Here is a 25525-nt window from a genome sequence, read left to right on the forward strand (position 1 = left end):
GCTCGGCCTACACCCGCACGACATCGCCGGTCGACGCGTCACCCAGCAACGACCCAGCGGACAGGCCGCAATGCACAGCGTCGCCGCCGAGCAGCTCAGCGAGGCGCCATCCGTGGCCAACCGGAGGTGCAAGTTTGCGGTTCACCTCACCGTCTGGCCGCACCGACGCCCTGTCGCACGCCCGGAGCTGACGACGCGTTGGGCCGACTATGGCGCGGCACGCCGGCGTGCGACGTCCGTGAATCCGGCCTGGGTAGTCTCGACCAGCTGGAATGCGAAGGAGGACACATGGCGAACCCCACGGTGCCGGTGTGGCTGCCGATCGCGATCTCGGCGCTCGCGCTCGGGGTATCGCTGATCGCGCTCGGCTGGCAGATCGCCAAGCACATCCTCGACGGCGGCCGGGTCCTGGTCCAGCTCAACCCCGCGCTGTGGGATCCCGGGCACGCTCTGCGAACGATGGACTCGCGCACCGGTGCGTGGCGTTCTCCCGGTCAGCTCAAGGAAGGGCGCACGGCAGGTGCCGAATGCGCGGTTCTCGTGGTCGAGAACGCCGGAAGGACCGCGGTGACGATCACCGACCCTGGGGTCGCGTACCGCGGTAAGCGCCCGCGCTGGTTCCGGCGCCGCGTCAAGCGTTCACTGACACCCCGGATGCTCGGCCCCGCAGGGGACATCGACAAGCAGATCCAGCCCACCGCCGCGCCGTACCGCCTGGAGCCGTACAGCCGAGTAATCTACCTTCTGGACATCCACTCGGCGATCGACCACGCCCGTGCGAACCTCCGTCCCGGCAAGCGCGTCGTGATGCGCGGCAAGGTTGTCGTCGCCGGTCGGCGGCGGGCCGTGCGCAGCGCGGGCAAGCGACGATGGCGCGTGCCCGCTACCGCCCGCAGTTTGGACCGGTACGCGCCCAGCGTCCCCGTCGAGCGGGCGGTCGTGCTGATCCTGTTGCGACACCGGGTCGGCGGTGTCGGGGCGGAGCCGTTGCGGGTCAGTAGCCTGGAGTACGCGTCGCGGCTCATCGCCGCCCGGCTGTGGGAACTGCGTGACGTGCACAGTCAACGTCAACGCGTCGAGCGCGCACTCGACGACGAGGTGGTGCGCATCGAATGTGGCGAACCCATCGCGATGAACATGGTCACCTACCACCTCACCGAGCTGCTGAGCGTGGAGCCAGAGGCGCTCGACTGGACCGGAGCGAGGCGCCAGCACCAACTTGAGTTTGCCCCGAGCACCGGGCGCGACGCCCCGCCTGAGTTGCCACCTGCCACAGACACACCGTCAGCGAGTCAGGGCGCGTAGTGGCCGCCGCGCCGAGTTGCCGGCCCAGCACAGAAGGCGCTGCCGCGAGTACCCGCTGCGCTATCCGCGGCGCTTGGCCGATGCCTGAGACGTCCACGGCGAACGCTGTGGCCCAGCGCTTCCGAAGTGAGCGTCAGCTTTCAAGGATCGGTGCCGCCTATCGGCGGAGGACCCTCACGCCCCCTCGGCACGCCCCTCGCGCCAGTACCCCATGAACGCCACGGCCTTCCGGTCCACCCCGCAGGTCCCGACGAGGTGCCGGCGCAGGGTCTTGATCGCCCCGGCCTCCCCCGCGAGCCACGCGTACAGGGCGGCGCTCTGCCGGAGCGGCTCGCCGGTGGCGTGGTCCACGGGGACCTCCCACAGCATGCCGGTGTCGATGTCCACGTCCTCGAGCTCCATGCCGTCGGGCAGGGGCGCCTCGCCGGGCATGAGCCGGGCGCAGGCGGCCTGGACCGCGGGGACCAGGCGGGCGCCGTGGTGGGCGCCGTCGCGCGGGAGCCAGCGGACGGTGACGCCGGCGGGGGCGTCGATGGTGAGCTCGTCGCCGGTGACGGGGACCTCGAGCAGGGCCTCACCGCGGGCGTCGCGGGGCAGGCGCTCCAGGATGCCGGCGATGGCGGGGACCGCGGTCTCGTCGCCGGCGATCAGCAGCCGGTCGGCGTGCGCGGGCGGGACGAAGTCGATGCCGCCGGACGGGCCGGGGTGCTCGCGGTTGGGGCCGAGGATCACGAGGGAGTCGCCGACGGCGGCGCAGCCGGCCCAACGGGAGGCGGGCCCGGCGTCGCCGTGCAGGACGACGTCGACGTCGATCTCGCGCTCGGACTGGCGGACGGCGCGGGCGGTGTAGGTGCGGATCGGGTGCCGCAGCTCCTCGGGCAGGTCGCGCCACTGCAGGTACCAGGACTCGCCCTGCGGGACGACGTCGTACCCGCACGGCAGCGGGAGCAGCAGCTTGATGCGCTGGTCGAAGCCGTTGTCGGCGAACTGGTCGAGGTCGTCGCCGGTGAAGGTGAACCGGCGGAACGAGGGGGTGAGGTCCACGATCCGCGCGACGCGGACGTCGAAGAACCGGAACGGCGTGGTGACGGCCGGTGCGGTGGTGGACGCTGTCATGCGAGCCACCGTATATCGAAGGTGAGCCTTACCTCACCCCCCTTGTGACACATCCCACATGGTGGATACCGAGCCGGACTCAGGCGGCCGTGGTCCCGAACGCGAGACCCAGCAGGTAGGTGGCCGCAGCGGCCCCGAACCCGATGGCGAGCTGCCGCAGAGCCCGCTTGGTGGGCGAGGACCCGGACAGCACCCCGACCGTCGCGCCGGTCACGAGCAGCGCCAGCCCGACCAGGGTGCTCGCGACCGCGACCGCCGCCCAGCCCTCCAGCCCGAGCAGGTACGGCAGCACCGGGATGAGCGCGCCGGTCGCGAAGAAGCAGAAGCTCGCCGCGGCCGCGCCGATCGCGCTGCCGACCGTCTCGTGCTCGTCGACCGCCGGCGCCTCGGGACCGTCCACCGGCGCCGCACCGACGGCGGCCTCGTCCGCGGACCCGGCCGTGCCGAGCGCCGACGCGGGCACCGCGACGTCCAGGACGCGGAGGTCCGCGAGCACCCGGTCGGCCCGGTCGCGGGCGTCGTCCACCGTCATGCCGCGCGCCCGGTAGACCAGCGCGAGCTCGTTGGCGTCCAGGTCCAGGTGCGGCAGCGCCTCGCGGGCCTGACGGCTCGGGCGCGACGCCTCCAGCAGCTCCCGTTGGGACCGCACCGAGACGTACTCGCCGGCGCCCATCGACAGCGCGCCCGCGAGCAGCCCGGCCAGGCCGGTGAGCAGGACCGTGGAGGTCGCGACGCCGCTCGCCCCGATGCCGAGCACGAGCGCGAGGTTGCTCACGAGCCCGTCGTTCGCGCCGAACACGGCGGCGCGGAACGTCCCGGACATCCGGTTCCGGCCGCGCATCGCGAGGGACCGCACGACCTCCTCGTGGATCCGCTCGTCGGCGGCCATCGTCGGCGTGGCGTCCACGTCCTGGTCGTAGGCCGACCGGGCCTCGGCGCGCTGCGCGAGCGCGAGCACGAACACCCCGCCGAACCGGCGCGCGAGCCAGCCCAGCACCCGCGAGCGGTAGTCGCCGCGCAGGGGCCGGCCGACCTGGTCGCCGAGGAGGTCGAGCCAGTGCTGCTCGTGCCGGCGCTCGGCGTCCGCGAGCTCCAGCAGGATCGCGTGCTCCTCGCCGGTGCGGCGCGACGCGAGGTCGCGGTAGGCGGCGGCCTCGGCGCGCTCGTCGGCCAGGTAGCGGCGCCAGCGGCGGACCTGCCGCCGGGTGGGCGTGGCGCTGGTGGAGGGGCTGTCGGTGGGTGGCACGGTCGTCCATGGTGGGGGCCCGCGGGCGCCGAGTCACGCGTTCCACGCCTGTTCGGGCGCCCGAATCGGGGCGTCCGCCCACCCGCGCGGTCTCAGTCCTCCCAGGGCGGGGTGTCGTCGAGCTTCGCGTAGTACTTCGCGAGGTGGCTCTTCACGCGGTCGACGTCCTTGGCCGGCAGGTCCACGCCGCCGCGCGAGCCCTGCATGACGGCCGCCGCGGCGAACACCCCGCGGGGCACCGCGACGAGCTTCCCGCCCACCACGTCCGCGATGAGCAGCTTGTACGCGGTGAAGTTCTGCTTCGCGTCGGCGTCGTACCAGACGTGGGCGTCGCGGTACTTCTCGTTCGGCTCGTCCTGGGCGTCGGCCCAGGCGCGGACCCGCTTCTCGGCGGCGGCGCCGTCCCACTCGCGGTCGCGGTCGGCGAGCGGGAGGTCCTGGAACGCGGTGACAGCCATGCTGCTCCTCTCAACCGTGGGGTTGCGCAACGTCCGTGGTGATGAGTCGACGGGTTCAGGACGAGGGCGCGGCGGCGCGCAGCTTCTCCAGCAGCGGCCCGGCGGCCTCGTCGAGGAACCGCTGCTGCGCGGCGTCGCCGACCTGGACGAGCGCGATGTCGGTGAAGCCGGCCTCCCAGTACGCGGACACGGCCTCGACGATCGCGTCCAGGTCCGGGCCGCACGGGATGGTCTCGGCGACGTCGTCGGGCCGGACGAACTGGCTGGCCGCGTCGAACGCCTCGGTGGTGGGCAGGTCGGCGTTCACGTGCCAGCCGCCCGCGAACCAGCGGAACTGCTCGTGCGCGCGCTGCTTCGCGGTGTCGACGTCCGGGTCCCAGGAGATCGGGATCTGCCCGATCTTGCGGGACGGGGCAGGCTCCCCGCCCCCGCCCTCGGCCGCCGCCTGCGCGCGCGCCTCGTCCCACCCGCGCAGCAGGTCGGCCTCCGGCTCCGTGGTGATGAGGTGGTCGGCCAGCGGCGCGAACCGGGAGATCGACTGCGCGCCGGACACGGCCACGCCGATCTCGACCGGCCGCTCCGGCAGGTCCCACAGCTTCGCGGAGTCGGTGCGGAAGTGGACGCCGTCGAACGTCAGCCGCTCGCCGTCCAGCAGCGCGGTGATGATCTCGATGGCCTCCTCGAGCATGTCGTGCCGCTCGCCGACCGCCGGCCAGCGCTCGCCGACCACGTGCTCGTTGAGGTTCTCCCCCGCCCCGAGGCCGAGCGTGAACCGGCCGTCCGACAGCACACCGAGGGTCGCGGCCTTCTGCGCGACGACGGCGGGGTGGTACCGGACGGTCGGGCACGTCACGTACGTCATCAGGTCCACGCGGGAGGTCGCCTGCGCCACGGCGCCCAGCACCGTCCACGCGTACGGGGCGTGGCCCTGCTCGTCGACCCACGGGAAGTAGTGGTCGCTCGACACCTCGAAGTCGAAGCCGATCCGCTCGGCGTCGACCGCGTACCCCACGAGCTGCTTCGGGCCGGACTGCTCGGTCATCAGGGTGTAGCCGAATCGCGTCATGCCTCCGAGACAAGCACCACCGGCCCGCCCCGGCATCCGGAGCGGGCCGGCGGCGGTGTCACGCCTGCGCGAGAGCGGCGCGCAGCGCGTCGACGAGGGGCGTCGTCGGGCGCCCGGTCAGGCGGGACAGGTCGCCGGACGTCTCCGACAGCAGCCCGTCGCGCGTGTTCTCCTCCAGCGCGACGACGAAGCCCGCCGTGCCCTCGTCCAGCCCGGCGGCCAGCAGGTCGGCGCGGCGCTGCTCGGAGCTCACCGCGCGGTACACGACCGGGCGGCCGAGCAGCTCGGACGCCGCCGCGGCGAGGTCGTCGAACGTCCACGCGACGTCGCCCGACAGCTCGTAGGTCGCGTCGTCGTGCCCCTCGGTGCGCAGCACCACCGCGGCCGCCGCGGCGAAGTCGTCGCGCGGCGCGCTGGCCACCCGGCCCTCGCCGTAGGCCCCGACGATCTCCCCGGTCTCGCCGGACCGCTGCACGTCACCGACGTAGTTCTCGGTGTACCAGCCGTTGCGCAGCACGGTGAAGGTCAGGCCGGAGGCGCGCAGCAGCTCCTCGGTGGCCTTGTGCTCCGGGGCGAGCACCAGCGGCGACGTGTCGGCGTGCGGGGCGGACGTGTAGACGAGCCGGCCGACGCCGACGGCCTTCGCGGCCTCGATGACGGCGCGGTGCTGGTCGACCCGCTGGCCGACCTCGCTGCCGGACACCAGCAGGACGACGTCGGCGCCGTCCAGGGCGGCGGTCAGCGTCTCCGGGCGGGCGTAGTCGGTCTCGGCGACGCGGACCCCGCGCTCGGCGAGGTCGGCGAGGCGCTCGGTGCGGCGGCCGGTCGCGACGACCTGGTCCGCGGGGACGCCGTCGGCGAGCAGGTGCTCGACGACGAGGCGGCCGAGGTGGCCGGTGGCACCGGTGACGACGATCGACATGGGACTTCCTCTCGGTTGTGCGCGCCGGGGCGTGACGCGTCCGGCACCCCGCCCAACCCGGCACCGGCGCCGGACCTTCCTGATCGCGGGTACCCACTTTCACGTAAGGTACGCACATGACGGTAAGCAGCCAGGTCACGGCCCCCGCGGCGCTCGACATCTCGCCCCTCGCGTCGCTGATGACGGACGGCGTGCTCCCCGCGGCCTGCCCGAGCCGCGTCGTCCTGGACCACGTCACCAGCAAGTGGGGCGTCCTCGTCCTCGTGGCGCTGTCGGAGCGGACGCTGCGCTGGGGCGAGCTGCGCCGGCTCGTGGAGGGCATCAGCGAGAAGATGCTGGCGTCGACCCTGCGCACCCTCGAGGCCGACGGCCTGGTCCTGCGCGAGGCGACCCCGTCGATCCCGCCCCGGGTGGACTACTCCCTGACCCCGCTCGGCCGGGAGCTCGCCGAGCACCTGCTGCCCCTGATGGCCTGGATCGGCGCGCACGCGGAGGGCATCGTCAGCGGCCGCTGAGCGGCTCCGCGCCGGCACGGGGGCGGGCGGGCACAGGCGACGTCCAGCCGGGGCGCCTACGATGGCCGCCCCGCCGCCCCCGATCGAAGGACGAGAACGTGCGCCGCACGGTCACCACCCTGCTCGCCGCCTCCCTGCTGCTGCTCAGCGCGTGCAGCGACGGGGGCTCCGAGGACGACGCGTCGCCGTCGGCTTCCGCCAGCGCCTCCGCCGCCGCGACGGCGAGCGCCGAGGACGTCGCCGCCCTGGAGGGCGTCACCCTCACCGGGGAGCCCGGCGCGGAGCCGACGTTCGCGTTCGAGCAGCCGTTCACCGTGTCCGCGCCCGTCGCGCGCGTCGCGGCCGCCGGCACCGGCGCGACCGTCGAGGAGGGCCAGCTCGTCACGGTCAACCTCACCGCCGTGGACGGCGCCGACGGCGCGAGCCAGGGCACCACGTACGGCGCGGAGCCGCAGCAGTACCTCGCGCAGAGCCCGAACCTGCCGGACGTGCTGCTCGAGCAGATCGTCGGCCAGCAGGTCGGCGCCCGCGTCCTTTACTCGGAGCCGAGCACCGAGCAGACCCTCATCTGGGCGTTCGAGATCATGAGCGCCGAGTCCGTCCCGAGCCGCGCCGAGGGCACGCCCGTCACCCCGCTGCCCGAGGGCCTGCCGACCGTGACGCTGGCCGAGGACGGCGAGCCGTCCATCGAGACCGTCGACGCCGACCCGCCGGCCGACCTGGTCGTGCAGCCGCTGATCCAGGGCGCCGGCGCCGCGGTCGAGGCCGGGCAGAACATCACCATCCAGTACAGCGGCTGGCTGTGGGACGGCACCCCGTTCGACTCCTCGTGGGAGAACGGCGCCCCGCTGTCCACCTCGCTGGGCAACCTCATCCAGGGCTGGCAGCAGGGCCTCGTCGGGCAGACCGTCGGCAGCCAGGTGCTGCTGATCATCCCGCCGGACCTCGGCTACGGCGACGAGGACACCGACACGATCCCCGGCAGCTCGACGCTGATCTTCGTGGTGGACATCCTCGCCGCGTCCTGACGCTCCGGACGACGCACAGGGCCCTCGGTCGCACCAGTGACCGAGGGCCCTGTTCCGTTCGCGACCGACGTGGTTAGCCTGGCGTCCCAGCACCAGTCAGGAGACGGCGATGGACGCGGCAACGACGCCGACGGTCCGGAACGTGGCGCTCGTGGGTCACGGCGGATCCGGCAAGACGACACTCGCCGAGGCGCTGCTGCTGCGCGCCGGGGCCGTCCCGCGCGCCGGCCGCGTCGAGGACGGCTCGACGGTCTGCGACCACGAGCCCGAGGAGGTCGCGCGCGGCTCCTCCGTGGCGCTCGGCGTCGCCGACCTCGACTGGACCTGCAGCCAGGGCTGCCCCCACCGGCTCACCCTGCTGGACACCCCCGGGGCGCCGGACTTCGCGGGCGCGGTCGACGCCGCGCTGTCCGTGGCGGACCTGGCGGTGGTGGTGGTGAGCGCCGTCGACGGGGTCCAGTCCGGGACGGAGGCGGCGTGGCGGCGGTGCGACGAGGCGGGGATCCCCCGCCTCGTCGTCGTCTCGCAGGAGGACCGCGCCCGCGCGGACTTCCATCGGGTGCTCGACCAGGTCCGTGACCTCGCGCGCCGCACCGGGCGCGACCCGGCGAGCGTCGTCCCGCTGGAGCTGCCGCTCGGCGAGGAGCAGGCGCTGCACGGGGTCGCCGACGTCCTGTCCGACCGCGGGCTCGACTACGCCGCGGACGGCCGGCACCAGACCTGCGCGCTGCCCGAGGACGTCGCGGAGGAGGAGCACCGCCTGCACGACGAGGTCACGGAGGAGATCGTCGCGCACGACGACGACCAGCTGGAGCGCTACCTGTCCGGGGAGGTGCCCGACGCGGCCGACCTCGAGCGCACCCTCGCGCGGGAGGTCGTGACGGGCGAGGCGGTGCCGGTGCTCGTCGCGTCGGCCGCCACCGGCGTCGGGGTCGACCGGCTGGCGGACCTGCTGTGCGAGATCGGGCCCGCGCCGTCGGACCGCCCGGCCCGGCTGCGCGTCGGCGGCGACGACGGTCCGACGACCGACCTGCCGGCGGACCCCCTCGGCGAACCGGTCCTGCACGTGTTCCGCACGGTCGCCGACCCGTTCGTCGGGCAGGTGTCGGTGTTCAAGGTGCTGTCCGGCACCGTGCGCTCCGGCGACCGGCTGGTCAGCACCGCCACGGGCACCGAGGAACGGCTGCACGGCCTGTTCCGGCTGCGCGGCCGGGAGCACCTGCCGGTCGACGCGGTGCCCGCCGGGTCGATCGCGGCCGTCGCGAAGCTCACCGGCACCCCGACCGGCGGCCTGCTCGCCGCCCGCGCCCAGCCGGTCCGTCCCGCCGCCCTGCCCGCGCGGCCCCCGGTGCTCGCGGTCGGGCTGGTCCCGGTGAGCCAGGCCGACGACGACAAGCTGTCGGCCGCGCTGACCCGGCTCGCGGCGGAGGACCCGACGCTGCGGGTGGACCGCACGCCGCACCAGACGGTGCTGCGCGGCCTGGGTGATGCGCACCTGGCCGTGGCGGTCGAGCGGCTGGCCCGCGTGTTCGGCGTGCACGTGACCACCGAGCCGGTGCGGATCGCGTACCGGGAGACGCTCGCGCGCCCGGCGGAGGCCGAGGGCCGGCTGAAGAAGCAGTCGGGCGGGCACGGGCAGTTCGCGGTCGTCCAGCTCCGGCTCACGCCGCTGCCGGCCGGGTCCGGCTTCGCGTTCAAGGACTCGGTGGTGGGCGGTGCGGTCCCCCGGTCCTACCTGCCCGCCGTGGAGCGCGGCGCCGCCGAGGCGCTCGCCGCCGGCGGTCCGCTCGGGCACCCCGTGGTCGACGTGCAGGTCGAGGTGCACGACGGGAAGTCGCACGCCGTCGACTCGTCCGACATGGCGTTCCGGACGGCGGCCGCCGCCGGGGTGCGCGCCGCGCTCGCGTCCGCCGGCACCGTCCTGCTCGAACCCACGGTCCGCGTCACGGTCGTCGTCCCGCCGGAGGCCCAGGGCGACGTGCTCGGGGACCTGTCCGGCCGGCGCGGGCACATCACCGCGAGCAGCACCACCGACGACGGCCGCGTGCGGATCGAGGCGACAGTCCCCGAGGCGGAGGTCGTCCGGTACGCCCTGGACCTGCGGGCCCTGGCCGGCGGCCGTGGCGAGGTGACGCTGGCGCCCGGGGAGTACGAGGTCCGGCCGGGGCACCTGGCGGCGGTGTGAGAGCCGACGATCGGTAGCGTACCGAGCCGACGATCGGTAGCGTTGGCCGCCGACGATCGGTAGCGTAGTTGACCGACGAACGGTAGCGTAGAGCCTGTGACCAGCGCACTGACCGAGCCCTACCGGCGTCGCGTGGTGGATGACGAGATCGATGCGCTGCTGCCGGGCGTGCCAGCGATCGCCATCGAGGGGGCGAAGGCGGTGGGCAAGACCGCCACGGCCGCGGCACGGGCCGGCACGACCCACCTGCTCGACGACCCCGCCACGCGCGCGGTGATCGAGGCCGACCCGGACCGCGTGCTCACGGGCCGGCCCCCGGTCCTCCTCGACGAGTGGCAGCTGCTCCCTCGGACGTGGGACCTCGTACGGCGGGACGTCGACCGCGACCCGACCGCCGGACGCTTCCTGCTGACGGGCTCCGCCTCGCCCCGTACACCGGCCACGCACTCGGGCGCGGGCCGCATCGTCCAGGTGCGGATGCGCCCGATGACACTGGCCGAACGCGGGACGACCCCGTCCGTCAGCCTCGGCGCGATGCTCTCCGGCGCCCCCGTCCAGGTCGTCGGCGCGACCACGGTGTCGCTCGAGGACTACGTGGCGGAGATCCTGGCGAGCGGCTTCCCCGCGCTGCGCGGCCTGCCCGGGCGGGCACTGCGCGCGCAGCTCGACGGCTACCTCGCCAGGGTCGTCGACCGCGACTTCCCGGAGGTCGGCCAGGAGGTCCGACGTCCCGACGCCCTGCGCCGGTGGATGGCGGCGTACGCGGCGGCGACGTCGACCACGGCCTCCTACGAGACCATCCGGGACGCCGCCACGTCCGGGCACGGCGACAAGCCGGCGAAGACCACGACCGGTCCCTACCGAGACACGCTGGAGCGCCTGTGGCTGCTCGACCCCGTGCCCGCCTGGTCGCCCTCGTCCAACCACCTCAAGCGCCTCGGTGCAGCGCCGAAGCACCACCTCGCCGATCCGGCGCTCGCGTGCCGGCTGCTCGGCGCGACGGCCGAGAGCCTGCTCACCGGACAGGACGCCGCACCGGCCGTGCCACGCGACGGCACCCTGCTGGGTGCCCTCTTCGAGTCGCTCGTCGCCCTGGACCTGCGGGTCTACGCGCAGCACTCCGAGGCCTCGGTCGGACACCTGCGCACCAAGGGTGGCGAACGCGAGGTCGACTTCGTCGTCAGCCGCGCCGACGGCAAGGTGGTCGCGGTCGAGGTCAAGCTCGCGACCGACGTCGATGACCGGGACGTCCGGCACCTGCTGTGGCTGCGCGACCAGCTCGGCCCGCGTCTGCTCGACGCCGTCGTGGTGACGACCGGGTCCGACGCCTACCGGCGGCGGGACGGTGTGGCTGTCGTGCCTGCCGCACTCCTCGGACCCTGACCCGCCCCTCGGGGCCTCGACCCGGAGGGGCGGGCGTCCCCAGACGTCAGGCGCCCGCCGGCACCCGGGCCTCCGGGACCGGCATCCCGGTCCCCAGCCGGCCGGCGTAGAGGTCGATCTTCATCTCGATCGCCGCCAGGTGCTCCGCCGCCTCCGCGAGCTGGGCGCGCACCGCGTCCCGGTGCGCCTGCAGCAGGGCGAGCCGCTGCGGCTCCGTGCCCTCCCCCCGGCGCACCAGGTCCGCGTACTCGCGGATCTCGCGGATCGGCATGCCCGTGGCCCGGAGCCGCGTGAGCAGGTGCAGCCACCCGAGGTCGCGCTCGGTGTACCGCCGGTGGCCGGACGCGGCGCGCTCGACCGCGTCGAGCAGCAGCCCGTCGCGCTCGTAGTACCGCAGCGTGTGCGGGGACAGCCCGGTCGCGGCGGCGGCCTCGGCGATCGTGAGCGTGCGCGTCTGGTCGGTCACGTCCACCAGCATGCGCCCCGTCACCGGTCGATGGTGCTCATGTCGGGGTACCGGTCCCCGACGACGGCCTGCGCGGGCACCGCGTCCGCGAGCGCGGCCAGGTCCTCGGGGGTCAGCCGGACGTCGACGGCGCCGGCGTTCTGCTCGAGGTAGCGGACCCGCCGGGTGCCGGGGATCGGCACGACGTCCTCGCCCTGCGCGAGCACCCACGCCAGGGCGAGCTGCGCCGCCGTGACGCCGTGGTCGGCCGCGAGCGCCTGCACCCGCTCGACCAGGGCGCGGTTGGCGTCGAAGGCCGCGCCCGCGAACCGCGGGTTGGCGCGGCGGAAGTCGCCGTCGGCCAGGTCGGACACCGCCGTGATCGCCCCGGTCAGCATGCCGCGGCCGAGCGGGGAGTAGGGCACCAGGCCGATGCCGAGCTCGCGCAGCACGGGCAGCACGGCGGTCTCGACGTCGCGCGTCCACAGCGAGTACTCCGTCTGCACGGCGGTCAGCGGGTGCACGGCGTGCGCGCGGCGGATCGTCTCGGGCGCCGCCTCGGCCAGGCCGAGGTGCCGGACCTTGCCCGCCTGGACGGCCTCCGCGAGCGCGCCCATGGTGTCCTCGACCGGCACCGTGGGGTCCATGCGGTGCATGTAGTACAGGTCGACGTGGTCGACGCCCAGGCGCTGGAGGCTCCCGTCGAGCGCCGCGCGGACGTACTCCGGCCGGCCGTTCACCGACCGCGTGGCGACCGCCGGGTCGGGGTCCCGGACGATCCCGAACTTCGTCGCCAGCACCACCTCGTCACGGCGCCCGGCGATCGCGCGGCCGACGAGCCGCTCGTTGGTGTGCGGGCCGTACATGTCGGCCGTGTCGAGCAGGGTCACGCCCAGGTCGAGCGCGCGGTGGATCGTCGCCACCGACTCGCGCTCCTGGTCGCTGCCGGGCGCGGACGTCGCGCCGTAGAACTCGGACATGCCCATGCAGCCGAGGCCGAGGGCGGAGACGGTGAGGGCGGTGCCGTTCGCGGCGCTGCCGAGGGTGCGGGTGGGGAGAGTCATGGCTCGACCGTCGCCCTTGGAGCGCGCTCGAAGTCAACCCGGCCCTGCGGAGCAGGCCGTCCGGTCGTAGCGTCGGGACGTACACCCATCCCCCGAGGAGGACCGCGTGAAGCTTCGTCATCTGCCGCTCCGGCTGGGCGCCGGCGCCTACATCCTGAGCTCCGGCCTGGACAAGTTCTCCGCCGACGAGGAGGCCGCCGCCGGGATCCACGGCACCGCCGCGGGCGCGTACCCGTTCCTCGCCGACGTCGACCCGAAGACGTTCACCAAGGCGCTCGCCGCCACCGAGGTCGGCCTCGGCGCCGCGCTGCTGGTGCCGGTGCTGCCCCGCGTCGTCGTCGCCACCGGGTTCACGGCGTTCTCCGCCGCGCTCGTCGGCATGTACCTGCGCACGCCCGCGCTGCACCGCGGCCCGAACGACCCGCGCCCGAACCCGCAGGGCATCGGCGTCGCCAAGGACGTCGTCATGGCGGGCGCCGCCGCGTCGTACCTCATCGACACGCTGACCTCGTCGGCCAAGAAGGCCGGCGTCAAGGCCGCGAAGAAGGCGAAGAAGGCCGTCCGGCACTGACGCTGCTCCGGGGCCGGGCGCGGGCTGGCTAGGCTCGGTCCGTCCGCGTCCGACCCCGCCCGAGGAGCGCCCGCATGCGCCAGCAGACCCGCTGGGAGCAGATCGGCCAGCAGAACCCCGACCGCTCGCAGTGGTACGTCGAGCGGTTCCGCAGCATGGCCGCCGAGGGCGCCGACCTGGCCGGCGAGGCCCGGATGGTCGACGCGATGGTCCCGCGCGGCGCCCGGGTGCTCGACGCCGGGTGCGGCCCGGGCCGGGTCGGCGGGGAGCTCGCCCGGCGGGGGCACGCCGTCGTGGGCGTCGACGTCGACCCGGTGCTGGTCGAGGCCGCGCGCGCCGACCACCCCGCGGGCGACTGGCACGTCGGGGACCTCGCCGAGCTGGACCTGCCGGCGGCGGGGGTGCCGGAGCCGTTCGACGTCGCGGTCATGGCGGGCAACGTGCTGACGTTCGTCGCGCCCGGCACCGAGGCGGAGGTGCTGCGCCGCATCCGCGCGCACCTGGTCCCCGGCGGCCGGCTGGTCGTCGGCTTCGGTGCGGGGCGCGGCTACGCGTTCGACGCCCTGGACGAGGACGCCCGCACCGCGGGGTTCACGATCCAGCACCGGTTCGCCACCTGGGACCTGCGGCCGTTCGGGCCGGAGTCGGACTTCCTGGTCGCCGTGCTCGGCTGACACCCGCGCTGGTCGCAGCGCCGGAGCCGTGCCAGGCTCGACCGCATGGCCCGGTTCTTCGACGTCCACCCGCACGACCCCCAGGCCCGGGCGGTGAGCCAGCTCGTCGCGATGCTCCGGGACGACGCGCTGATCGCGTACCCCACCGACTCCGGCTACGCGCTCGGCTGCCGCCTGGAGAGTCACGCGGGAGCGGACCGGATCCGCGCGATCCGGCGCCTCGACGACCGGCACCACTTCACCCTGATGTGCAGCGACTTCGCGCAGCTCGGGCAGCTGGTGCGGCTGGACAACGCGCCGTTCCGGGCGATCAAGGCGGCGACCCCCGGGCCGTACACGTTCATCCTCCCGGCCACCAAGGAGGTCCCGCGCCGGCTCGCGCACCCGAAGAAGAAGACGGTCGGCGTGCGCATCCCCGACAGCCGCGTGGTGCAGGCCCTGCTCCGGGAGCTCGGCGAGCCGCTGCTGTCGTCCACGCTCATCCTGCCGGGCGAGACGGAGCCCCAGACCGACGGGTGGACCGTCAAGGAGGAGCTCGACCACGTGGTCGACGCCGTCGTGGACGCCGGGGAGTGCGGGCAGGAGCCGACCACCGTCGTCGACTGGTCCGAGGGGTACCCCGAGGTGGTCCGCGTCGGCGCGGGCGACCCGGACCGGTTCTCCTGACGGGCGCGGGCCCGTGACCGCCGCGCTGCCCGACGACGTCCGCTACCCCGCGGAGGTCGCGCCCGGCGCCCGGGACCTCACGGAGCTCGACGGGGCCGTCGTGGAGTGCCGGGCCTGCCCGCGGCTCGTGGCCTGGCGGGAGCACGTCGCCGACGTGAAGCGCGCGGCCTACCGGGACCAGACGTACTGGGGGCGGCCGGCCCCCGGCTTCGGGGACCCGGACGCCGCGGTGCTGGTCGTCGGCCTGGCGCCCGCGGCGCACGGGGCGAACCGCACCGGCCGGATGTTCACCGGCGACCGGTCCGGGGACTTCTTGTTCGCGGCGATGCACCGCGTCGGGATGGCCTCCCAGCCGACGTCCACGCACCTCGGCGACGGGCTGACGCTGACCGGCGTGCGGATCACCGCGCCGGTGCACTGCGCCCCGCCGGACAACAAGCCGCTGCCCGAGGAGCGGCACCGGTGCGGCCCCTGGCTCGCGCGGGAGCTGGAGCTCGTCCGGCCGCGGGTCGCGGTGGTGCTCGGGGCGTTCGGGTGGGACGCGCTGCTGCGCACGCTCGCCGAGCAGGGCTGGGCGGTCCCGCGTCCCCGCCCGCGGTTCGTGCACGGCGCGGAGCAGGTCCTGGAGCGCCCGGTCCCGGACGGGGCCGAGCCCCAGCGCCTGACGCTGCTCGGCTGCTTCCACGTCAGCCAGCAGAACACCTTCACGGGCCGCCTCACCCCGGCGATGCTCGACGCCGTCCTGCTCCGCGCCCGGGACCTCGCGGCGGGCCCGGCCACCCCGGCCCCGGCCACCCCGGCCGCGGACGTCAGCTGAGCGGGTTGCCGCCCGTCACGCCGATGCGGTCGCCCGTGATGTAGCTGCTCTCCTGGCTGGCGAAGAACACGTACGCCGGCGCGAGCTCGGCCGGCTGGCCCGCGCGGCCCAGCGGGGTGTCCGCGCCGAACTGCTGCACCTTCTCCTCCGGCATGGTCGCCGGGATCAGCGGCGTCCAGATCGGGCCCGGTGCGACGGCGTTGACCCGGATGCCCTGCTCGGCGACCTGCTGCGCGAGCGCCTTGGTGAAGTTGAGGATCGCGGCCTTGGTCGCGGCGTAGTCGATGAGCTGCGGGCTCGGCTGGAACGCCTGGATCGACGTGGTGTTGATGATGCTCGCGCCGGCCTGCAGGTGCGGGAGGACCGCCTTGGTCAGCCAGAACATCGCGTAGACGTTCGTCTTCATCGTGCGGTCGAGCTGCTCGGTGGTGAGGTCCAGCAGGCCGTTCTCCTGGGACATCTGGTACGCGGCGTTGTTGACCAGGATGTCGACGCCCCCGAGCTCGGACAGGGCCGTGTCGACGATCGTCTGCGAGAACGCCTCGTCGCGGAGGTCGCCCGGGCAGGTGACGGCCTTGCGCCCCGCGTCCCGCACCAGGCGCACGGTCTCCTGCGCGTCCTGCTCCTCGTCGGGCAGGTAGACGATCAGCACGTCGGCGCCCTCCCGCGCGAACGCCAGCGCGACCGCCCGGCCGATGCCGGAGTCGCCGCCGGTGATGATCGCCCGCTTGCCGTCCAGGCGGCCGGAGCCGACGTACGACTCCTCGCCGTGGTCGGGCTTCTGCTCCATCTCGCCCGTGAGGCCCGGGTGCGGGATGTTCTCCGCGGGCTGCTCCGGCTCGGGGTGCTGGGTGGTCGGGTCCTGGGGAGTCGTCTGGTCGCTCATGCTCATCCATGGTGCGCGCCCCGCGCGGGAGCGCCACCGGAGCGGGTGAACCTGCTCGCCGGCGCACGCACCGGGGCGGTCCCGAGTTGCCGCGCCACCCCCGGTCGCACCACAGTGGCCCCCGGCCTGTCGGCGCCCGACCAGCACATCCACGTCGCGTGCACACCGGCCGCACAGGGTCCCCGCAGCGGGGATCCTAGGGTGGCGGTCCGGACGATCGGCGAGGAGAGACGTGGGCGACGACGAGCAGTACGTCGAGATCTGGGGCGACCAGGTCTCCCTGCGGGACCTGGTCCTCGCGCTGGCCGTGGTCGCCGCCGCGACGGTCGCCGCGGTCGCCGTCGGCCGCGCGCTCGACGCGTCGGAGTTCTTCTGGGGGCTGGGCGGCTCGGTCGTCGGGTTCGGTGCGGCGGTCGCGCTCGTCCGGCCGAAGCGGGACGTGCAGATCGTCGAGGACGACGCCGCGGAGGCCGGTCGCACCGACCCGCCCGCCGACTGAGCCCGACCTCACACGCCCGCGCACCCGTCCGGGACCGCGCCCCGCACCGAAAGACCTCCGTGGACCTCTCCCTGCTGCTGCCGATGGTCGCCGCCGCGCTGGCGGCCGTCGCGCTCTACACGCTGATCGGGTTCATCCCCGGCACCGACGAGACGTCCGTGCTGCTGCCCGTGACGCTCGCCCTGGTGCTCGCCGGCACGGACCCGCAGGTGGTGCTCGCGTTCTTCATCGCCGCCGTCGTGACGCTCAACCTGACGAACTCCATCCCGACCGCGCTGGTCGGGCTGCCGGGCGGGGTGCTGTCGGCGCCGATGATCGACCACGCGCTGGTCCTCAAGCGGTCCGGGCGCGCGGCGGAGACGATCCGGAAGATGGCCGCCGGGTCGGTCGTCGGGACGCTGATCTCCGTGCCGCTGGCCCTGCTGATCGCCCGGGCCATCACGCCGCTGGCCGACCAGCTCCGCGAGTACGGGTCGCTGCTGTTCGTCGGCGGGGCGGTCGTCCTGGCGCTGCTCGGGAAGAACCGGGTGCTGTCGCTGCTGGCGATCATCCCGCTGGGCCTGCTGTTCCAGGGCGTGCAGGCGCTCTACCGGCAGACCGGCGTGCTCCCCGAGGACGGCACCATCACGGTGTCGTTCTTCCTGTCGATCACCGCGGGCCCTCTGCTGCTGAGCCTCGCCACGCTGCTGAACCCGACGCTGCGCGGCGCGCTGCCCCGGGCCGGGCGCACGCCGGTGCGGATCACCCGGTCCGAGCTGCGGGGGTCGTCGCTGAACCCGCGCCGGCTGCTCACCCGCGCGGAGCTGGGCGCGAGCGCCACCGTGTCCGCCGCGTCGACGCCGCTGTTCTTCCTCAGCCCCGTCGCCCTCACGCTGCTCATGGGCGAGGCGTCCGGCGCCCGGGCCCAGGACCCCACCGAGCGCTCGTCCCGTGCCGTCACCTCGATGGCCGCGCTGGCGCACTCCACGTACCTGGCCGGCGTGATCATCCCGCTGCTCGCGGTCGGGCTGCCGCTGTCGCCGGTCGCCGTCGGGCCCGCGAACGCGCTGTTCAACGCGCCGCCCGTCCTGACCCTCGACCAGAACCTGCACCACCTGCTGACCACCGGGCAGTTCGTGGCCGCGGTCCTGGTCGGCGGGGTGCTGGCGCTCGTGCTGTCGTACGTGCTCGCCGTCCGGTACTCGTTCCGGCTCACGGCCCTCGTCACCCGGCACGTGCCGCACGAGGCCGTGCTCGCGCTGTTCGTCGTGTTCGTGCTGCTGCTCGCGTACCTGGACGCGGGGCTGATCAACGTCTTCGCCGTGCTGCTGGTCGGGCTGACCTGCGGCACGCTGAACCGGTTGGGCGTCAACTTCGGGGTGCAGTTCATGTCGCTGTACGCGGCCCCGTGGTTCGTCCTGCACCTGATGTGAAGGAGCCGACCATCCCGAGCCCCAGCAGCTCCGCGCCGCGCAGCACCGGCACCGGGCGCACCCGCGCCAAGGCGATCCTCGTGGGCGAGCACGCCGTCGTGTACGGCGAGCCCGCGATCGCGCTGCCGCTCGCCAGCCTCCCGATGCGCGCCACCGCGCGGCGCGAGGACGGCCCGCTGATGCTCGAGTCGGTGCTGTACTCGGGGACGCTCGCGGACGCGCCCGAGCAGCTCGCCGCGCCCCGGGCCGCCGTCGAGGCCACGCTCGACCACCTGGGCCTGCCGCACACCGGCATCGTGCTGGCGACCGAGTCGACGATCCCCGCCGCCCGCGGCCTCGGGTCCAGCGCCGCGACCGCCGGGGCCCTCGCACTGGCCCTCGCCGACCTGGCCGGGCGCTCCCTCACCCCGCAGGAGCACTTCGACCTCGTGCAGGTCGGCGAGCGCGTCGCCCACGGGAACCCCAGCGGCCTCGACGCCCGCACCACCGCGTCCACCGAGCCCGTCTGGTTCCAGGCCGGCGAGATCCGGTCCCTGGACCTGCGCCTGCGCGCGCACCTCGTGGTCGCCGACACCGGCGTGCACGGGCGCACCCGCGTCGCCGTCGCGGACGTGCGCTCGTTCCGGGAGCGGCACCCCGCCCGCGGCGCGGAGCTGATCGCCGAGCTCGGGCAGATCACGCGCGACGCCGTCGACGACCTGGCGCTGGACCGCCCGCGCGAGCTCGGCGCCCGGATGACCCGCGCCCACGGCGCGCTCGCGGAGCTCGGCGTCTCCTCCCCGGAGCTCGACCGGCTGGTCGGGGCGGCGCTCGCGGCGGGCGCGCTCGGCGCCAAGCTGACAGGCGGTGGCCAGGGCGGATGCCTGCTCGCGCTCGCGGCCGACACCACCTCCGCTGGTACGATCGCCGCTGCCCTGCGCCGCGCGGGCGCGGCGCGCACCTGGTTGCACCGGACCGACGCGCGGCATCCCGCCGCTCCCGCCCAGGTGTCCCTCGGATGACGAACTCCGCGACCGCCGTCGCGCACGCGAACATCGCCCTCGCCAAGTACTGGGGCAAGCGCGACGAGGCCCTGGCGCTGCCCGCGACCTCCAGCCTCTCGCTCACGCTGGACGCCTTCCACGCGACCACCACCGTGACGCTGGACCCGTCCGCCACCGAGGACTCCGGCGTCCTCGACGGCCGGCCGATGTCCGACGGCGAGGTCGTGCGCGTCCGCCGGTTCCTCGACCTCGTGCGGTCGCTCGCCGGGTCCTCGGCCCACGCGACGGTGACCTCGACGTCGACCGTGCCGACCGGCGCCGGCCTCGCGTCGTCCGCGAGCGGGTTCGCCGCGCTGGCCGGTGCGGCGGCCGCCGCCTACGGGCTGGACCTCGACCCCCGCGCGCTGTCCCGGCTGGCCCGGCGCGGCTCCGGCTCGGCCGCCCGCTCCGTGTTCGGCGGGCTGGTGGTCTGGCACGCCGGCACCGACGACGCGTCGTCGTTCGCGGAGCCTGTCCCCGGCGGCGAGGCCGGCGGGCCGCTGGACCCCGCGATGGCCGTCGTCGTGCTGGACGCGGGGCCCAAGTCCGTGTCGAGCCGGGTCGCGATGCGCCGGACCGTCGAGACGTCGCCGTTCTTCCCTGCCTGGACGGAGGCCACCGAGCGCGACGTGGCCCTCATGCTGGAGGCCGTCGCCGCGGGCGACCTCCCGACGCTCGGGGAGCTCGCCGAGTCCAACGCCCTGCGGATGCACGCGACGATGCTCGGCGCCCGCCCGCCGGTCCGGTACTGGACCGCGCACACCGTCGCGGTGCTGGACCAGGTGCTCGCCCTGCGCGCCGACGGCCTGCCCTGCTGGGCGACCATCGACGCCGGCCCGAACGTCAAGGTGCTGTGCGCCGCATCCGACCTGGCCGCCGTCGCCGGCGCGCTGTCCGAGGGCGGCACCCGCCGCGTCGTGACCGCGCGCCCCGGGCCGGACCTGCGCGTCACGGCGGGGGGTGCGGCGTGATCGAGGTCAGCGCACCCGGGAAGCTGTTCGTCGCCGGGGAGTACGCCGTCGTCGAGGCCGGGTACCCGGCGGTGCTCGTCGCCGTGGACCGGCACGTCACCGTCCGGCTCGCGCCCGCGGAGGGCGCCGGGTCCATCGCGTCCGACCAGTACGGCCGGCTGCCCGTCGTGTGGCGCCGCCGCGGCGACCGGGTCGTGCTGGACCACGACAGCCGCCCGTTCGACTACGTCCTGGCCGCCATCGACGTGGTCGAGCGGTTCGCCGCCGAGCAGGGCCGCACGCTCGGGTTCTACGACATCACGATCACCTCGGAGCTCGACGACCGGTCCGGGCGGAAGTTCGGGCTCGGGTCGTCGGCCGCCGTGACCGCCGCGACGGTCCGGGCGCTCGACCGGTTCTACGACCTGGGCCTGCCGACCGAGCGGCTGCTGCGCCTGGCGCTGCTCGCGACCGTAGCGGTCAACCCGATGGGGTCCGGCGGCGACGTCGCGGCGAGCCTGTACGGCGGGTGGATCCGGTACGCGGCGCTCGACCGCGACTGGCTCCGGCAGGCGCAGACCGCGGCGGAGGCCGCCAGGTCCCCGCGCCCGCTGTCGGACCTGCTCGACGCCGACTGGCCCGGGCTGTCGGTGCGCCGCCTGCCCACCCCGCGGTCGATGCGCCTCGTCGTCGGGTGGACGGGCGTCCCGGCGTCGACCACCCGCCTCGTGGACACCATGCAGTCGCGCAAGGGCGTCACGGAGAGCCACTACCCCGAGTTCCTCGCCGCCTCCCGCGCGTGCGTGGACGCGCTGGCCGAGGCCATCGAGCGGGACGACGCCCCCGCCGCGAAGGAGCAGATCCGGCGCGCCCGCGGGCTGCTCACCTCGCTGGCCCGGACGGCGGGCGTGGACATCGAGACGCCGGCGCTGCGCACGCTCTGCGAGACCGCCGAGGGGGTCGGCGCCGCGGCGAAGTCGTCTGGCGCCGGGGGCGGGGACTGCGGCATCGTGCTCGTGGACGCCGACACCGACCTGGAGCCCATGCTCCGGGACTGGGAGCTGTCCGACGTGCGGCACCTGTCGCTGCGCGTGCAGCCGCCGCGAGAGGTCGACGATGCCTGCTGACGAGCCCGCGCTGTCCGGGCAGGACGAGCCCGGACCCGCCGCGCAGGACGCGCGCCGCAAGGACGACCACGTGCGGCTCGCGTCCGCGCAGCACGCCGAGCCGCGCGCCCACGACTTCGACCACGTGCGGCCGATGAACCACCCGCTCGCGGCCGGTGACCGGTCGCAGGTGTCGCTGGCGACCACCGGGCGGGTCCTGGCCTGGGACGTGCCGCTGTACATCAACGGCATGACGGGCGGCACCGCGCACACCGCGACGATCAACCGGGCGCTGGCCCTGGCGGCCCGGGAGACGGGGGTGCCGATCGCGTCCGGGTCGACCGGCATCCTGCACCGCGAGCCCGCGGCCATCCCGTCGTTCCGGGTGCTGCGCGACCTGAACCCCGACGGCTTCGTCATGGCGAACGTCAACGCGAACCTCAGCCCCGCGCAGGCCCGCCGCTCGGTGGAGATCCTCGAGGCGGACGGCCTGCAGGTCCACGTGAACCCGGCGCAGGAGATCGTCATGCCGGAGGGCGACCGGGACTTCACGCGCTGGGCCGACCACATCGCCGCGATCGTCGAGGGCGTCGGCGTCCCCGTGGTCGTGAAGGAGGTCGGCGCGGGCATGAGCCGCGGGACCGTCGCGCAGCTCCGCGACCTCGGCGTCGCGGCCGTGGACGTCTCCGGCCGCGGGGGCACGGACTTCACCGCCATCGAGTCGGCACGCCGCGACGACGGCGGCATGGGCTACCTCGCGTCGTGGGGCCAGTCGGCGGTCGAGGGGCTGCTCGACGCGTCGTCCGTCGAGGGCGTGGACCTGCTGGCGTCCGGCGGCGTGCGGCACCCGCTCGACGTGGTCCGGGCGCTGGCCCTCGGCGCGACAGCCGTCGGCGTGGCCGGGGGCTTCCTGCGCGTGCTGCTCACCGAGGGCGAGTCGGCGCTCGTCACCCGCATCCAGACCTGGCTCGAGCAGGTGGGCGACATCATGACGCTGCTCGGCGCGCGCACCGTCGCGGACCTGCGCCGTGTCGACCTGCTCATCACCGGGCCGGTGCGGGAGTTCTGCGAGCTGCGGGGCGTGGACGCCGCGGCGTACGCCCGCCGCAGCGGCCTCTGACCCGGCCGTCGCCGACCCCGCGGTCGCTAACCCGCAGCATCGTGCGTGCCACGGCGGTGACCACCGTGCCCACGGTGTCCCCGACCGACCACGACCCAGCCCTTCGGCGACCGTGACCGCCGTGTCCACGGTGTCCACCGTGTTCCTGACCGACCACGACACAGCCCTTCGGCAACCGCGACCCCCGTGTCCACGGTGTCCACCGTGTTCCCCACCGACCACGACCCAGCCCTTCGGCAACCGTGACCGCCGTGACCGCCGTGACCGCCGTGACCGCCGTGCGCATCGCGCGCACCGCATGCACCGCAGGCACCGCGGGCACCGCAAGCACCGCAGGCACCGCAGGCACGGTTGCGGAAGAGGTGTGCCGGCCTCCCTCGGCGACACCGCGTCCACCGTGTACGCCGGTGCACGGCCCGCGGGCGCGCCCGTCGAGATCTGCCCTGGGGACGACGGCGATCGGTGCCGGATGCACCCCTAGCGTCGGAGCATGAGCACACTCACACGCGAAGTGACCGCCCGCGAGCTCCGGGCCCACCTCGGCTCCCTCGCCAACGAGGCCGCCTACGGCCGCGGCCGGATCGGCCTGCACCGGTACGGGTCGTTGGTGGCGGTGCTGATCGGCGTCGACGACTTCATCCGGCTCCAGCGGCTCGAGGCCGAGCCGGGGGCGCTCCACGCGGAGGAGTCGCTCGACGAGTGGGCCGCGCGCGTCATCGCCGACGGGCGGGCGTCCCGGGCGGCGGACGAGGAGGCACGGCGGGTCGCGGACCAGGAGGCCTTGCACGCGGTGGACGAGGAAGGTCGGTCCGCGGTGGACGAGGAAGGTCGGTGCGGGGTGGACGAGGAAGGTCGGTGCGCGACGGGCGAGGAGGGCGTGCGGGCCCCGGACGAGGACTAGGCGCCCGTCGCGACCAGGAACGTCAGGCCGGCCAGGACGAGGCACGTCGGCGTCATGACGAGCGCCTCGCGCCGGCTGCGGGAGATCGCGTTCATGCCGATACCGATCACGACGTAGGCGAACGCCACCCACACGCCCACGTCGACGAAGCGTCCGGGCAGCATCGCGGTCAGGCCCGACCGGTCGAGCAGCACGAGCGCGATCACCGCGTAGATGCCGACGGCCACGGCGCTGCCGACACGCAGCCCGCGCGGCAGGACCTCGTGCCCCCCGCCCCAGGCGTACCGGCCGAGCGGCGCGCCCGCGACGAGCAGCACCTGGAACACCGTCAGCAGCCCGAGGACCACGAGTGCCGCGACTGCGGCCGTCTCTGCCATGCGGCGATCCTCGGCTATCTGTCAGATATAGTCAACGCCATGGCGCGCCCCCCGTCCCAGACCGAGCTCGCGGTGCTCGGTGCCCTGTCGATCGAGCCCATGTCGGGGTACCGGGTCCGGCAGGAGATCCAGCAGACACTCGGGCACTTCTGGGCGGAGAGCTTCGGGCAGATCTACCCCACGCTGACCCGGCTCGAGGAGGGCGGGCTCGTCGGGCGCACCGAGGACGGCCGCTTCACCGCGACCGAGGCCGGGCTCGGTCGGCTGCGGGAGCTCCTGCTGACCCCGCCGGAGATCGCACCGCCCCGCAACGCGCTGCTGCTGCGGCTGTTCTTCGGGCGGCAGATCGGCCGGGACGCGTGCCTCGACCTGCTCGCCGGCACCGAGCGGGAGGTCACGGACCGCCTGGCGCGGCTGGACGAGGTCCGCCGCAGCCTGGACCCGCGGGACCCGGACCAGCGGTACGCGCTGCTCACCCTCAGCGCAGGGGAGCACAGCGGCCGCGCCACGCTGGCCTGGATCGCCGAGACCCGTCGGACGATCGCCGCCTGGGACGACTGACGGCTAGAGCGGGAAGACGCAGAACTCGTCGCCCTCCGGGTCGGCCAGCACCACCCAGCCGTCGTGCCGCGCCAGCACCGTGGCACCCCGGGCGACCAGCTCCGCCACGCCCGGCTCCAGGTCCGGCACGGTCACGTCGACGTGCACGCGGTTCTTCACCGTCTTCGGCTCGGGCACGGCGTTGAACCACAGCCGGGGACCGGTGCCGGACTCCGGCTCGACGAGCACCGTCGGGTCGTCCTCGGGGTCGTGGACGCCCTTCGCCCGCAGCCGCGCGAGCTCGGCCTCGTCGTACGGGGCGACGCGGTACCCGTCGAGGGTCTCCGCCCACCAGCGCGCGAGCGAGGCGGCGTGGTGGCAGTCGACGACGATGTCCAGCAGCGCGGCCATGCTCCGAGGCTAGGACGCCCGCGCGCCGGCGACACGATTTCCGCGGTCCGTTCGGCTCAGCACCGCACCCCCGCGTGTCGATAGGTCCGTGGGGTGAGAGAGATGGATCAGGGGATCGGCACGGGTGACCCGGTCGCGCGACGCGCGCGACGGCGGGCCCGGTGGTGGGGCACGGCGGCGGGCACAGCGCCCGGCGTCCCCGCGGCACGCCCCGCGGCGGACCGCGCCGACGACTGGTTCGACTCCTGGCTCACCGACTCCGCTGCCACGGCCGGCACCCGCCGGGCGCTCGAGCGCGCCGACGGCTGGACCTCCCTGACGGACCTGCACCGCCCCGGCAGCGGCAGCGCCACCGTCGACCTCGTGGCCGTCGGGCCCGGCGGGATCGTCGTGGTCGAGACGCTGCACGGGGACGGGGAGATCACCGTGGCCGGCGGCACGCTCCGCCACCGCGGGTACGGCCGCACGCCCGACGTCGCCGCGGTCGCCGCCACCGCCGGCGCCCTCACCGCCCTGCTCGCCCCCACCCACCGCCGCGCCGTGCACGCCGTGCTGTGCCTCGCCGGGCGCGACCACGAGCCCGTCGCGGTGTGCGGCGGCGGGACCGTCGTCGGCGAGCGGCAGCTGGCGGCGCACCTGGCGGCGCTCCCCGTGCTGCTGCCGACGGCCGACGTCGCGCTGGTGGTCGAGTACCTCACCGCCGAGCTCGGCGGGCCCACGAGCCCCGAGCAGCTGACCGTCGACGACGTGTTCCGCCCCGCCGCGGTGTGGGCGGAACACGTCGTCGGCTGTCTCTTATACACCTCCCCGAACCCCCGAGACGCCACCCCAACTCGCATG

28 protein-coding genes are annotated in these 25525 nt (G+C 74.8%); 18 read left to right on the top strand and 10 right to left on the bottom strand.

Annotated elements, in window-relative coordinates; translation table 11 throughout:
• The first annotated feature begins 288 nt into the window (after positions 1 to 288).
• The gene (locus KJP73_RS03925; RefSeq protein WP_213281452.1) at positions 289 to 1305 is read left to right on the top strand and encodes a hypothetical protein; all 1017 of its coding nucleotides are present in this window, start codon (positions 289 to 291) and stop codon (positions 1303 to 1305) included.
• 174 nt (positions 1306 to 1479) lie between these two features.
• Here KJP73_RS03925 and KJP73_RS03930 read toward each other — a convergent pair whose 3' ends face one another.
• The 5 genes from KJP73_RS03930 to KJP73_RS03950 form a co-directional block, all read right to left on the bottom strand.
• Positions 1480 to 2421 (bottom strand): siderophore-interacting protein, encoded by a 942-nt coding sequence (locus KJP73_RS03930; RefSeq protein ID WP_213281454.1) that lies wholly within the window; start codon positions 2419 to 2421, stop codon positions 1480 to 1482.
• Between the two features lie 79 nt (positions 2422 to 2500).
• Positions 2501 to 3667 carry a VIT1/CCC1 transporter family protein gene (locus KJP73_RS03935; protein WP_213281455.1) on the bottom strand — a complete coding sequence of 389 codons (1167 nt, stop codon included), beginning with the start codon at positions 3665 to 3667 and terminating at the stop codon, positions 2501 to 2503.
• Between the two features lie 92 nt (positions 3668 to 3759).
• Positions 3760 to 4125 carry a hypothetical protein gene (locus KJP73_RS03940; protein ID WP_213281458.1) on the bottom strand — a complete coding sequence of 122 codons (366 nt, stop codon included), beginning with the start codon at positions 4123 to 4125 and terminating at the stop codon, positions 3760 to 3762.
• Between the two features lie 55 nt (positions 4126 to 4180).
• Positions 4181 to 5191 carry a TIGR03557 family F420-dependent LLM class oxidoreductase gene (locus KJP73_RS03945; RefSeq protein WP_213281460.1) on the bottom strand — a complete coding sequence of 337 codons (1011 nt, stop codon included), beginning with the start codon at positions 5189 to 5191 and terminating at the stop codon, positions 4181 to 4183.
• A gap of 58 nt (positions 5192 to 5249) precedes the next feature.
• On the bottom strand, positions 5250 to 6113 hold the full coding sequence (locus tag KJP73_RS03950; RefSeq protein ID WP_213281462.1) for an SDR family oxidoreductase: 864 nt from the start codon (positions 6111 to 6113) through the stop codon (positions 5250 to 5252).
• Between the two features lie 116 nt (positions 6114 to 6229).
• Here KJP73_RS03950 and KJP73_RS03955 point away from each other — a divergent pair, with 116 nt between their 5' ends.
• The 4 genes from KJP73_RS03955 (at position 6230) to KJP73_RS03970 (ending at position 11224) form a co-directional block, all read left to right on the top strand.
• Positions 6230 to 6628 (top strand): winged helix-turn-helix transcriptional regulator, encoded by a 399-nt coding sequence (locus tag KJP73_RS03955; protein ID WP_213281463.1) that lies wholly within the window; start codon positions 6230 to 6232, stop codon positions 6626 to 6628.
• A 98-nt stretch (positions 6629 to 6726) separates the two neighbouring features.
• Positions 6727 to 7656 carry an FKBP-type peptidyl-prolyl cis-trans isomerase gene (locus tag KJP73_RS03960; protein ID WP_213281464.1) on the top strand — a complete coding sequence of 310 codons (930 nt, stop codon included), beginning with the start codon at positions 6727 to 6729 and terminating at the stop codon, positions 7654 to 7656.
• Positions 7657 to 7765: 109 nt separating this feature from the next.
• Entirely contained in the window at positions 7766 to 9841 is a 2076-nt protein-coding gene (locus tag KJP73_RS03965; protein WP_213281465.1) for an elongation factor G, read from the top strand.
• A gap of 96 nt (positions 9842 to 9937) precedes the next feature.
• On the top strand, positions 9938 to 11224 hold the full coding sequence (locus tag KJP73_RS03970) for an ATP-binding protein (RefSeq protein WP_249669081.1): 1287 nt from the start codon (positions 9938 to 9940) through the stop codon (positions 11222 to 11224).
• Positions 11225 to 11270: 46 nt separating this feature from the next.
• On the opposite strand, the gene KJP73_RS03975 is transcribed toward KJP73_RS03970, so the two are convergent.
• On the bottom strand, positions 11271 to 11714 hold the full coding sequence (locus KJP73_RS03975) for a MerR family transcriptional regulator (protein ID WP_349628279.1): 444 nt from the start codon (positions 11712 to 11714) through the stop codon (positions 11271 to 11273).
• Positions 11711 to 12733, bottom strand: coding sequence for an aldo/keto reductase (locus KJP73_RS03980; RefSeq protein ID WP_213281466.1), 1023 nt, complete (start codon positions 12731 to 12733; stop codon positions 11711 to 11713). Before KJP73_RS03980 ends, KJP73_RS03975 begins: the two co-directional genes overlap by 4 nt.
• Positions 12734 to 12839: 106 nt before the next feature.
• Between KJP73_RS03980 and KJP73_RS03985 the strand changes: the two genes are divergently transcribed.
• From KJP73_RS03985 to KJP73_RS04000, 4 genes are all read left to right on the top strand, one after another.
• Positions 12840 to 13304 (top strand): DoxX family membrane protein, encoded by a 465-nt coding sequence (locus KJP73_RS03985; protein WP_213281467.1) that lies wholly within the window; start codon positions 12840 to 12842, stop codon positions 13302 to 13304.
• 74 nt (positions 13305 to 13378) lie between these two features.
• Positions 13379 to 13978 (top strand): class I SAM-dependent methyltransferase, encoded by a 600-nt coding sequence (locus KJP73_RS03990; RefSeq protein WP_213281468.1) that lies wholly within the window; start codon positions 13379 to 13381, stop codon positions 13976 to 13978.
• A gap of 45 nt (positions 13979 to 14023) precedes the next feature.
• Positions 14024 to 14644, top strand: coding sequence for an L-threonylcarbamoyladenylate synthase (locus tag KJP73_RS03995; RefSeq protein WP_213281469.1), 621 nt, complete (start codon positions 14024 to 14026; stop codon positions 14642 to 14644).
• Between the two features lie 13 nt (positions 14645 to 14657).
• On the top strand, positions 14658 to 15461 hold the full coding sequence (locus tag KJP73_RS04000) for a uracil-DNA glycosylase (RefSeq protein ID WP_213281470.1): 804 nt from the start codon (positions 14658 to 14660) through the stop codon (positions 15459 to 15461).
• Here KJP73_RS04000 and KJP73_RS04005 read toward each other — a convergent pair.
• On the bottom strand, positions 15454 to 16347 hold the full coding sequence (locus tag KJP73_RS04005) for an SDR family oxidoreductase (RefSeq protein ID WP_213281471.1): 894 nt from the start codon (positions 16345 to 16347) through the stop codon (positions 15454 to 15456). The two genes, KJP73_RS04000 and KJP73_RS04005, sit on opposite strands and share 8 nt — an antisense overlap.
• Before the next feature lie 232 nt (positions 16348 to 16579).
• Here KJP73_RS04005 and KJP73_RS04010 point away from each other — a divergent pair, with 232 nt between their 5' ends.
• From KJP73_RS04010 to KJP73_RS04040, 7 genes are all read left to right on the top strand, one after another.
• Complete coding sequence (locus KJP73_RS04010; RefSeq protein WP_213281472.1) at positions 16580 to 16846, top strand: hypothetical protein; 267 nt, start codon at positions 16580 to 16582, stop codon at positions 16844 to 16846.
• Between the two features lie 59 nt (positions 16847 to 16905).
• Entirely contained in the window at positions 16906 to 18258 is a 1353-nt protein-coding gene (locus KJP73_RS04015; RefSeq protein WP_213281473.1) for a tripartite tricarboxylate transporter permease, read from the top strand.
• Positions 18255 to 19259, top strand: a complete 1005-nt coding sequence (gene mvk, locus KJP73_RS04020) for a mevalonate kinase (RefSeq protein WP_213281475.1) — start codon at positions 18255 to 18257, stop codon at positions 19257 to 19259. Before KJP73_RS04015 ends, mvk begins: the two co-directional genes overlap by 4 nt.
• Entirely contained in the window at positions 19256 to 20251 is a 996-nt protein-coding gene (gene mvaD / locus KJP73_RS04025) for a diphosphomevalonate decarboxylase (protein ID WP_213281477.1), read from the top strand. Before mvk ends, mvaD begins: the two co-directional genes overlap by 4 nt.
• Positions 20248 to 21357 (top strand): phosphomevalonate kinase, encoded by a 1110-nt coding sequence (locus KJP73_RS04030; RefSeq protein ID WP_213281478.1) that lies wholly within the window; start codon positions 20248 to 20250, stop codon positions 21355 to 21357. The genes mvaD and KJP73_RS04030 overlap by 4 nt, the downstream gene beginning before the upstream one ends.
• Positions 21347 to 22456 (top strand): type 2 isopentenyl-diphosphate Delta-isomerase, encoded by a 1110-nt coding sequence (fni, locus tag KJP73_RS04035; RefSeq protein WP_213281479.1) that lies wholly within the window; start codon positions 21347 to 21349, stop codon positions 22454 to 22456. The genes KJP73_RS04030 and fni overlap by 11 nt, the downstream gene beginning before the upstream one ends.
• Positions 22457 to 22946: 490 nt before the next feature.
• Positions 22947 to 23357, top strand: a complete 411-nt coding sequence (locus KJP73_RS04040; protein ID WP_213281480.1) for a type II toxin-antitoxin system Phd/YefM family antitoxin — start codon at positions 22947 to 22949, stop codon at positions 23355 to 23357.
• On the opposite strand, the gene KJP73_RS04045 is transcribed toward KJP73_RS04040, so the two are convergent.
• Positions 23354 to 23734 carry a hypothetical protein gene (locus KJP73_RS04045; protein WP_213281481.1) on the bottom strand — a complete coding sequence of 127 codons (381 nt, stop codon included), beginning with the start codon at positions 23732 to 23734 and terminating at the stop codon, positions 23354 to 23356. The genes KJP73_RS04040 and KJP73_RS04045 overlap by 4 nt on opposite strands.
• A gap of 39 nt (positions 23735 to 23773) precedes the next feature.
• Between KJP73_RS04045 and KJP73_RS04050 the strand changes: the two genes are divergently transcribed.
• Complete coding sequence (locus tag KJP73_RS04050) at positions 23774 to 24295, top strand: PadR family transcriptional regulator (protein ID WP_213281482.1); 522 nt, start codon at positions 23774 to 23776, stop codon at positions 24293 to 24295.
• Positions 24296 to 24298: 3 nt separating this feature from the next.
• Here KJP73_RS04050 and KJP73_RS04055 read toward each other — a convergent pair whose 3' ends face one another.
• Positions 24299 to 24685, bottom strand: coding sequence for a VOC family protein (locus KJP73_RS04055; RefSeq protein ID WP_213281483.1), 387 nt, complete (start codon positions 24683 to 24685; stop codon positions 24299 to 24301).
• Positions 24686 to 24787: 102 nt separating this feature from the next.
• Here KJP73_RS04055 and KJP73_RS04060 point away from each other — a divergent pair.
• On the top strand, positions 24788 to 25525 hold a 738-nt coding region (locus KJP73_RS04060), incomplete at its 3' end, for a nuclease-related domain-containing protein (RefSeq protein WP_213281485.1).

Origin of the sequence: Cellulomonas hominis (assembly GCF_901521055.1) — a bacterium.
Taxonomy (GTDB): Bacteria; Actinomycetota; Actinomycetes; order Actinomycetales; family Cellulomonadaceae; genus Cellulomonas; species Cellulomonas endometrii.

Excerpts from the sequence above, each read along its gene's own strand:
- KJP73_RS03940 (WP_213281458.1), bottom strand. The coding sequence starts at position 4,125 with ATGGCTGTCACCGCGTTCCAGGACCTCCCGCTCGCCGACCGCGACCGC.
- KJP73_RS03965 (WP_213281465.1), top strand. The coding sequence starts at position 7,766 with ATGGACGCGGCAACGACGCCGACGGTCCGGAACGTGGCGCTCGTGGGT.
- KJP73_RS03995 (WP_213281469.1), top strand. The coding sequence starts at position 14,024 with ATGGCCCGGTTCTTCGACGTCCACCCGCACGACCCCCAGGCCCGGGCG.
- KJP73_RS03955 (WP_213281463.1), top strand. The coding sequence starts at position 6,230 with ATGACGGTAAGCAGCCAGGTCACGGCCCCCGCGGCGCTCGACATCTCG.
- KJP73_RS03950 (WP_213281462.1), bottom strand. The coding sequence starts at position 6,113 with ATGTCGATCGTCGTCACCGGTGCCACCGGCCACCTCGGCCGCCTCGTC.
- KJP73_RS04040 (WP_213281480.1), top strand. The coding sequence starts at position 22,947 with ATGAGCACACTCACACGCGAAGTGACCGCCCGCGAGCTCCGGGCCCAC.
- KJP73_RS04055 (WP_213281483.1), bottom strand. The coding sequence starts at position 24,685 with ATGGCCGCGCTGCTGGACATCGTCGTCGACTGCCACCACGCCGCCTCG.
- KJP73_RS04050 (WP_213281482.1), top strand. The coding sequence starts at position 23,774 with ATGGCGCGCCCCCCGTCCCAGACCGAGCTCGCGGTGCTCGGTGCCCTG.
- fni (WP_213281479.1), top strand. The coding sequence starts at position 21,347 with ATGCCTGCTGACGAGCCCGCGCTGTCCGGGCAGGACGAGCCCGGACCC.
- KJP73_RS04045 (WP_213281481.1), bottom strand. The coding sequence starts at position 23,734 with ATGGCAGAGACGGCCGCAGTCGCGGCACTCGTGGTCCTCGGGCTGCTG.
- KJP73_RS03945 (WP_213281460.1), bottom strand. The coding sequence starts at position 5,191 with ATGACGCGATTCGGCTACACCCTGATGACCGAGCAGTCCGGCCCGAAG.
- KJP73_RS03930 (WP_213281454.1), bottom strand. The coding sequence starts at position 2,421 with ATGACAGCGTCCACCACCGCACCGGCCGTCACCACGCCGTTCCGGTTC.
- KJP73_RS03925 (WP_213281452.1), top strand. The coding sequence starts at position 289 with ATGGCGAACCCCACGGTGCCGGTGTGGCTGCCGATCGCGATCTCGGCG.
- mvaD (WP_213281477.1), top strand. The coding sequence starts at position 19,256 with ATGACGAACTCCGCGACCGCCGTCGCGCACGCGAACATCGCCCTCGCC.
- KJP73_RS03990 (WP_213281468.1), top strand. The coding sequence starts at position 13,379 with ATGCGCCAGCAGACCCGCTGGGAGCAGATCGGCCAGCAGAACCCCGAC.
- KJP73_RS03980 (WP_213281466.1), bottom strand. The coding sequence starts at position 12,733 with ATGACTCTCCCCACCCGCACCCTCGGCAGCGCCGCGAACGGCACCGCC.
- KJP73_RS04005 (WP_213281471.1), bottom strand. The coding sequence starts at position 16,347 with ATGAGCGACCAGACGACTCCCCAGGACCCGACCACCCAGCACCCCGAG.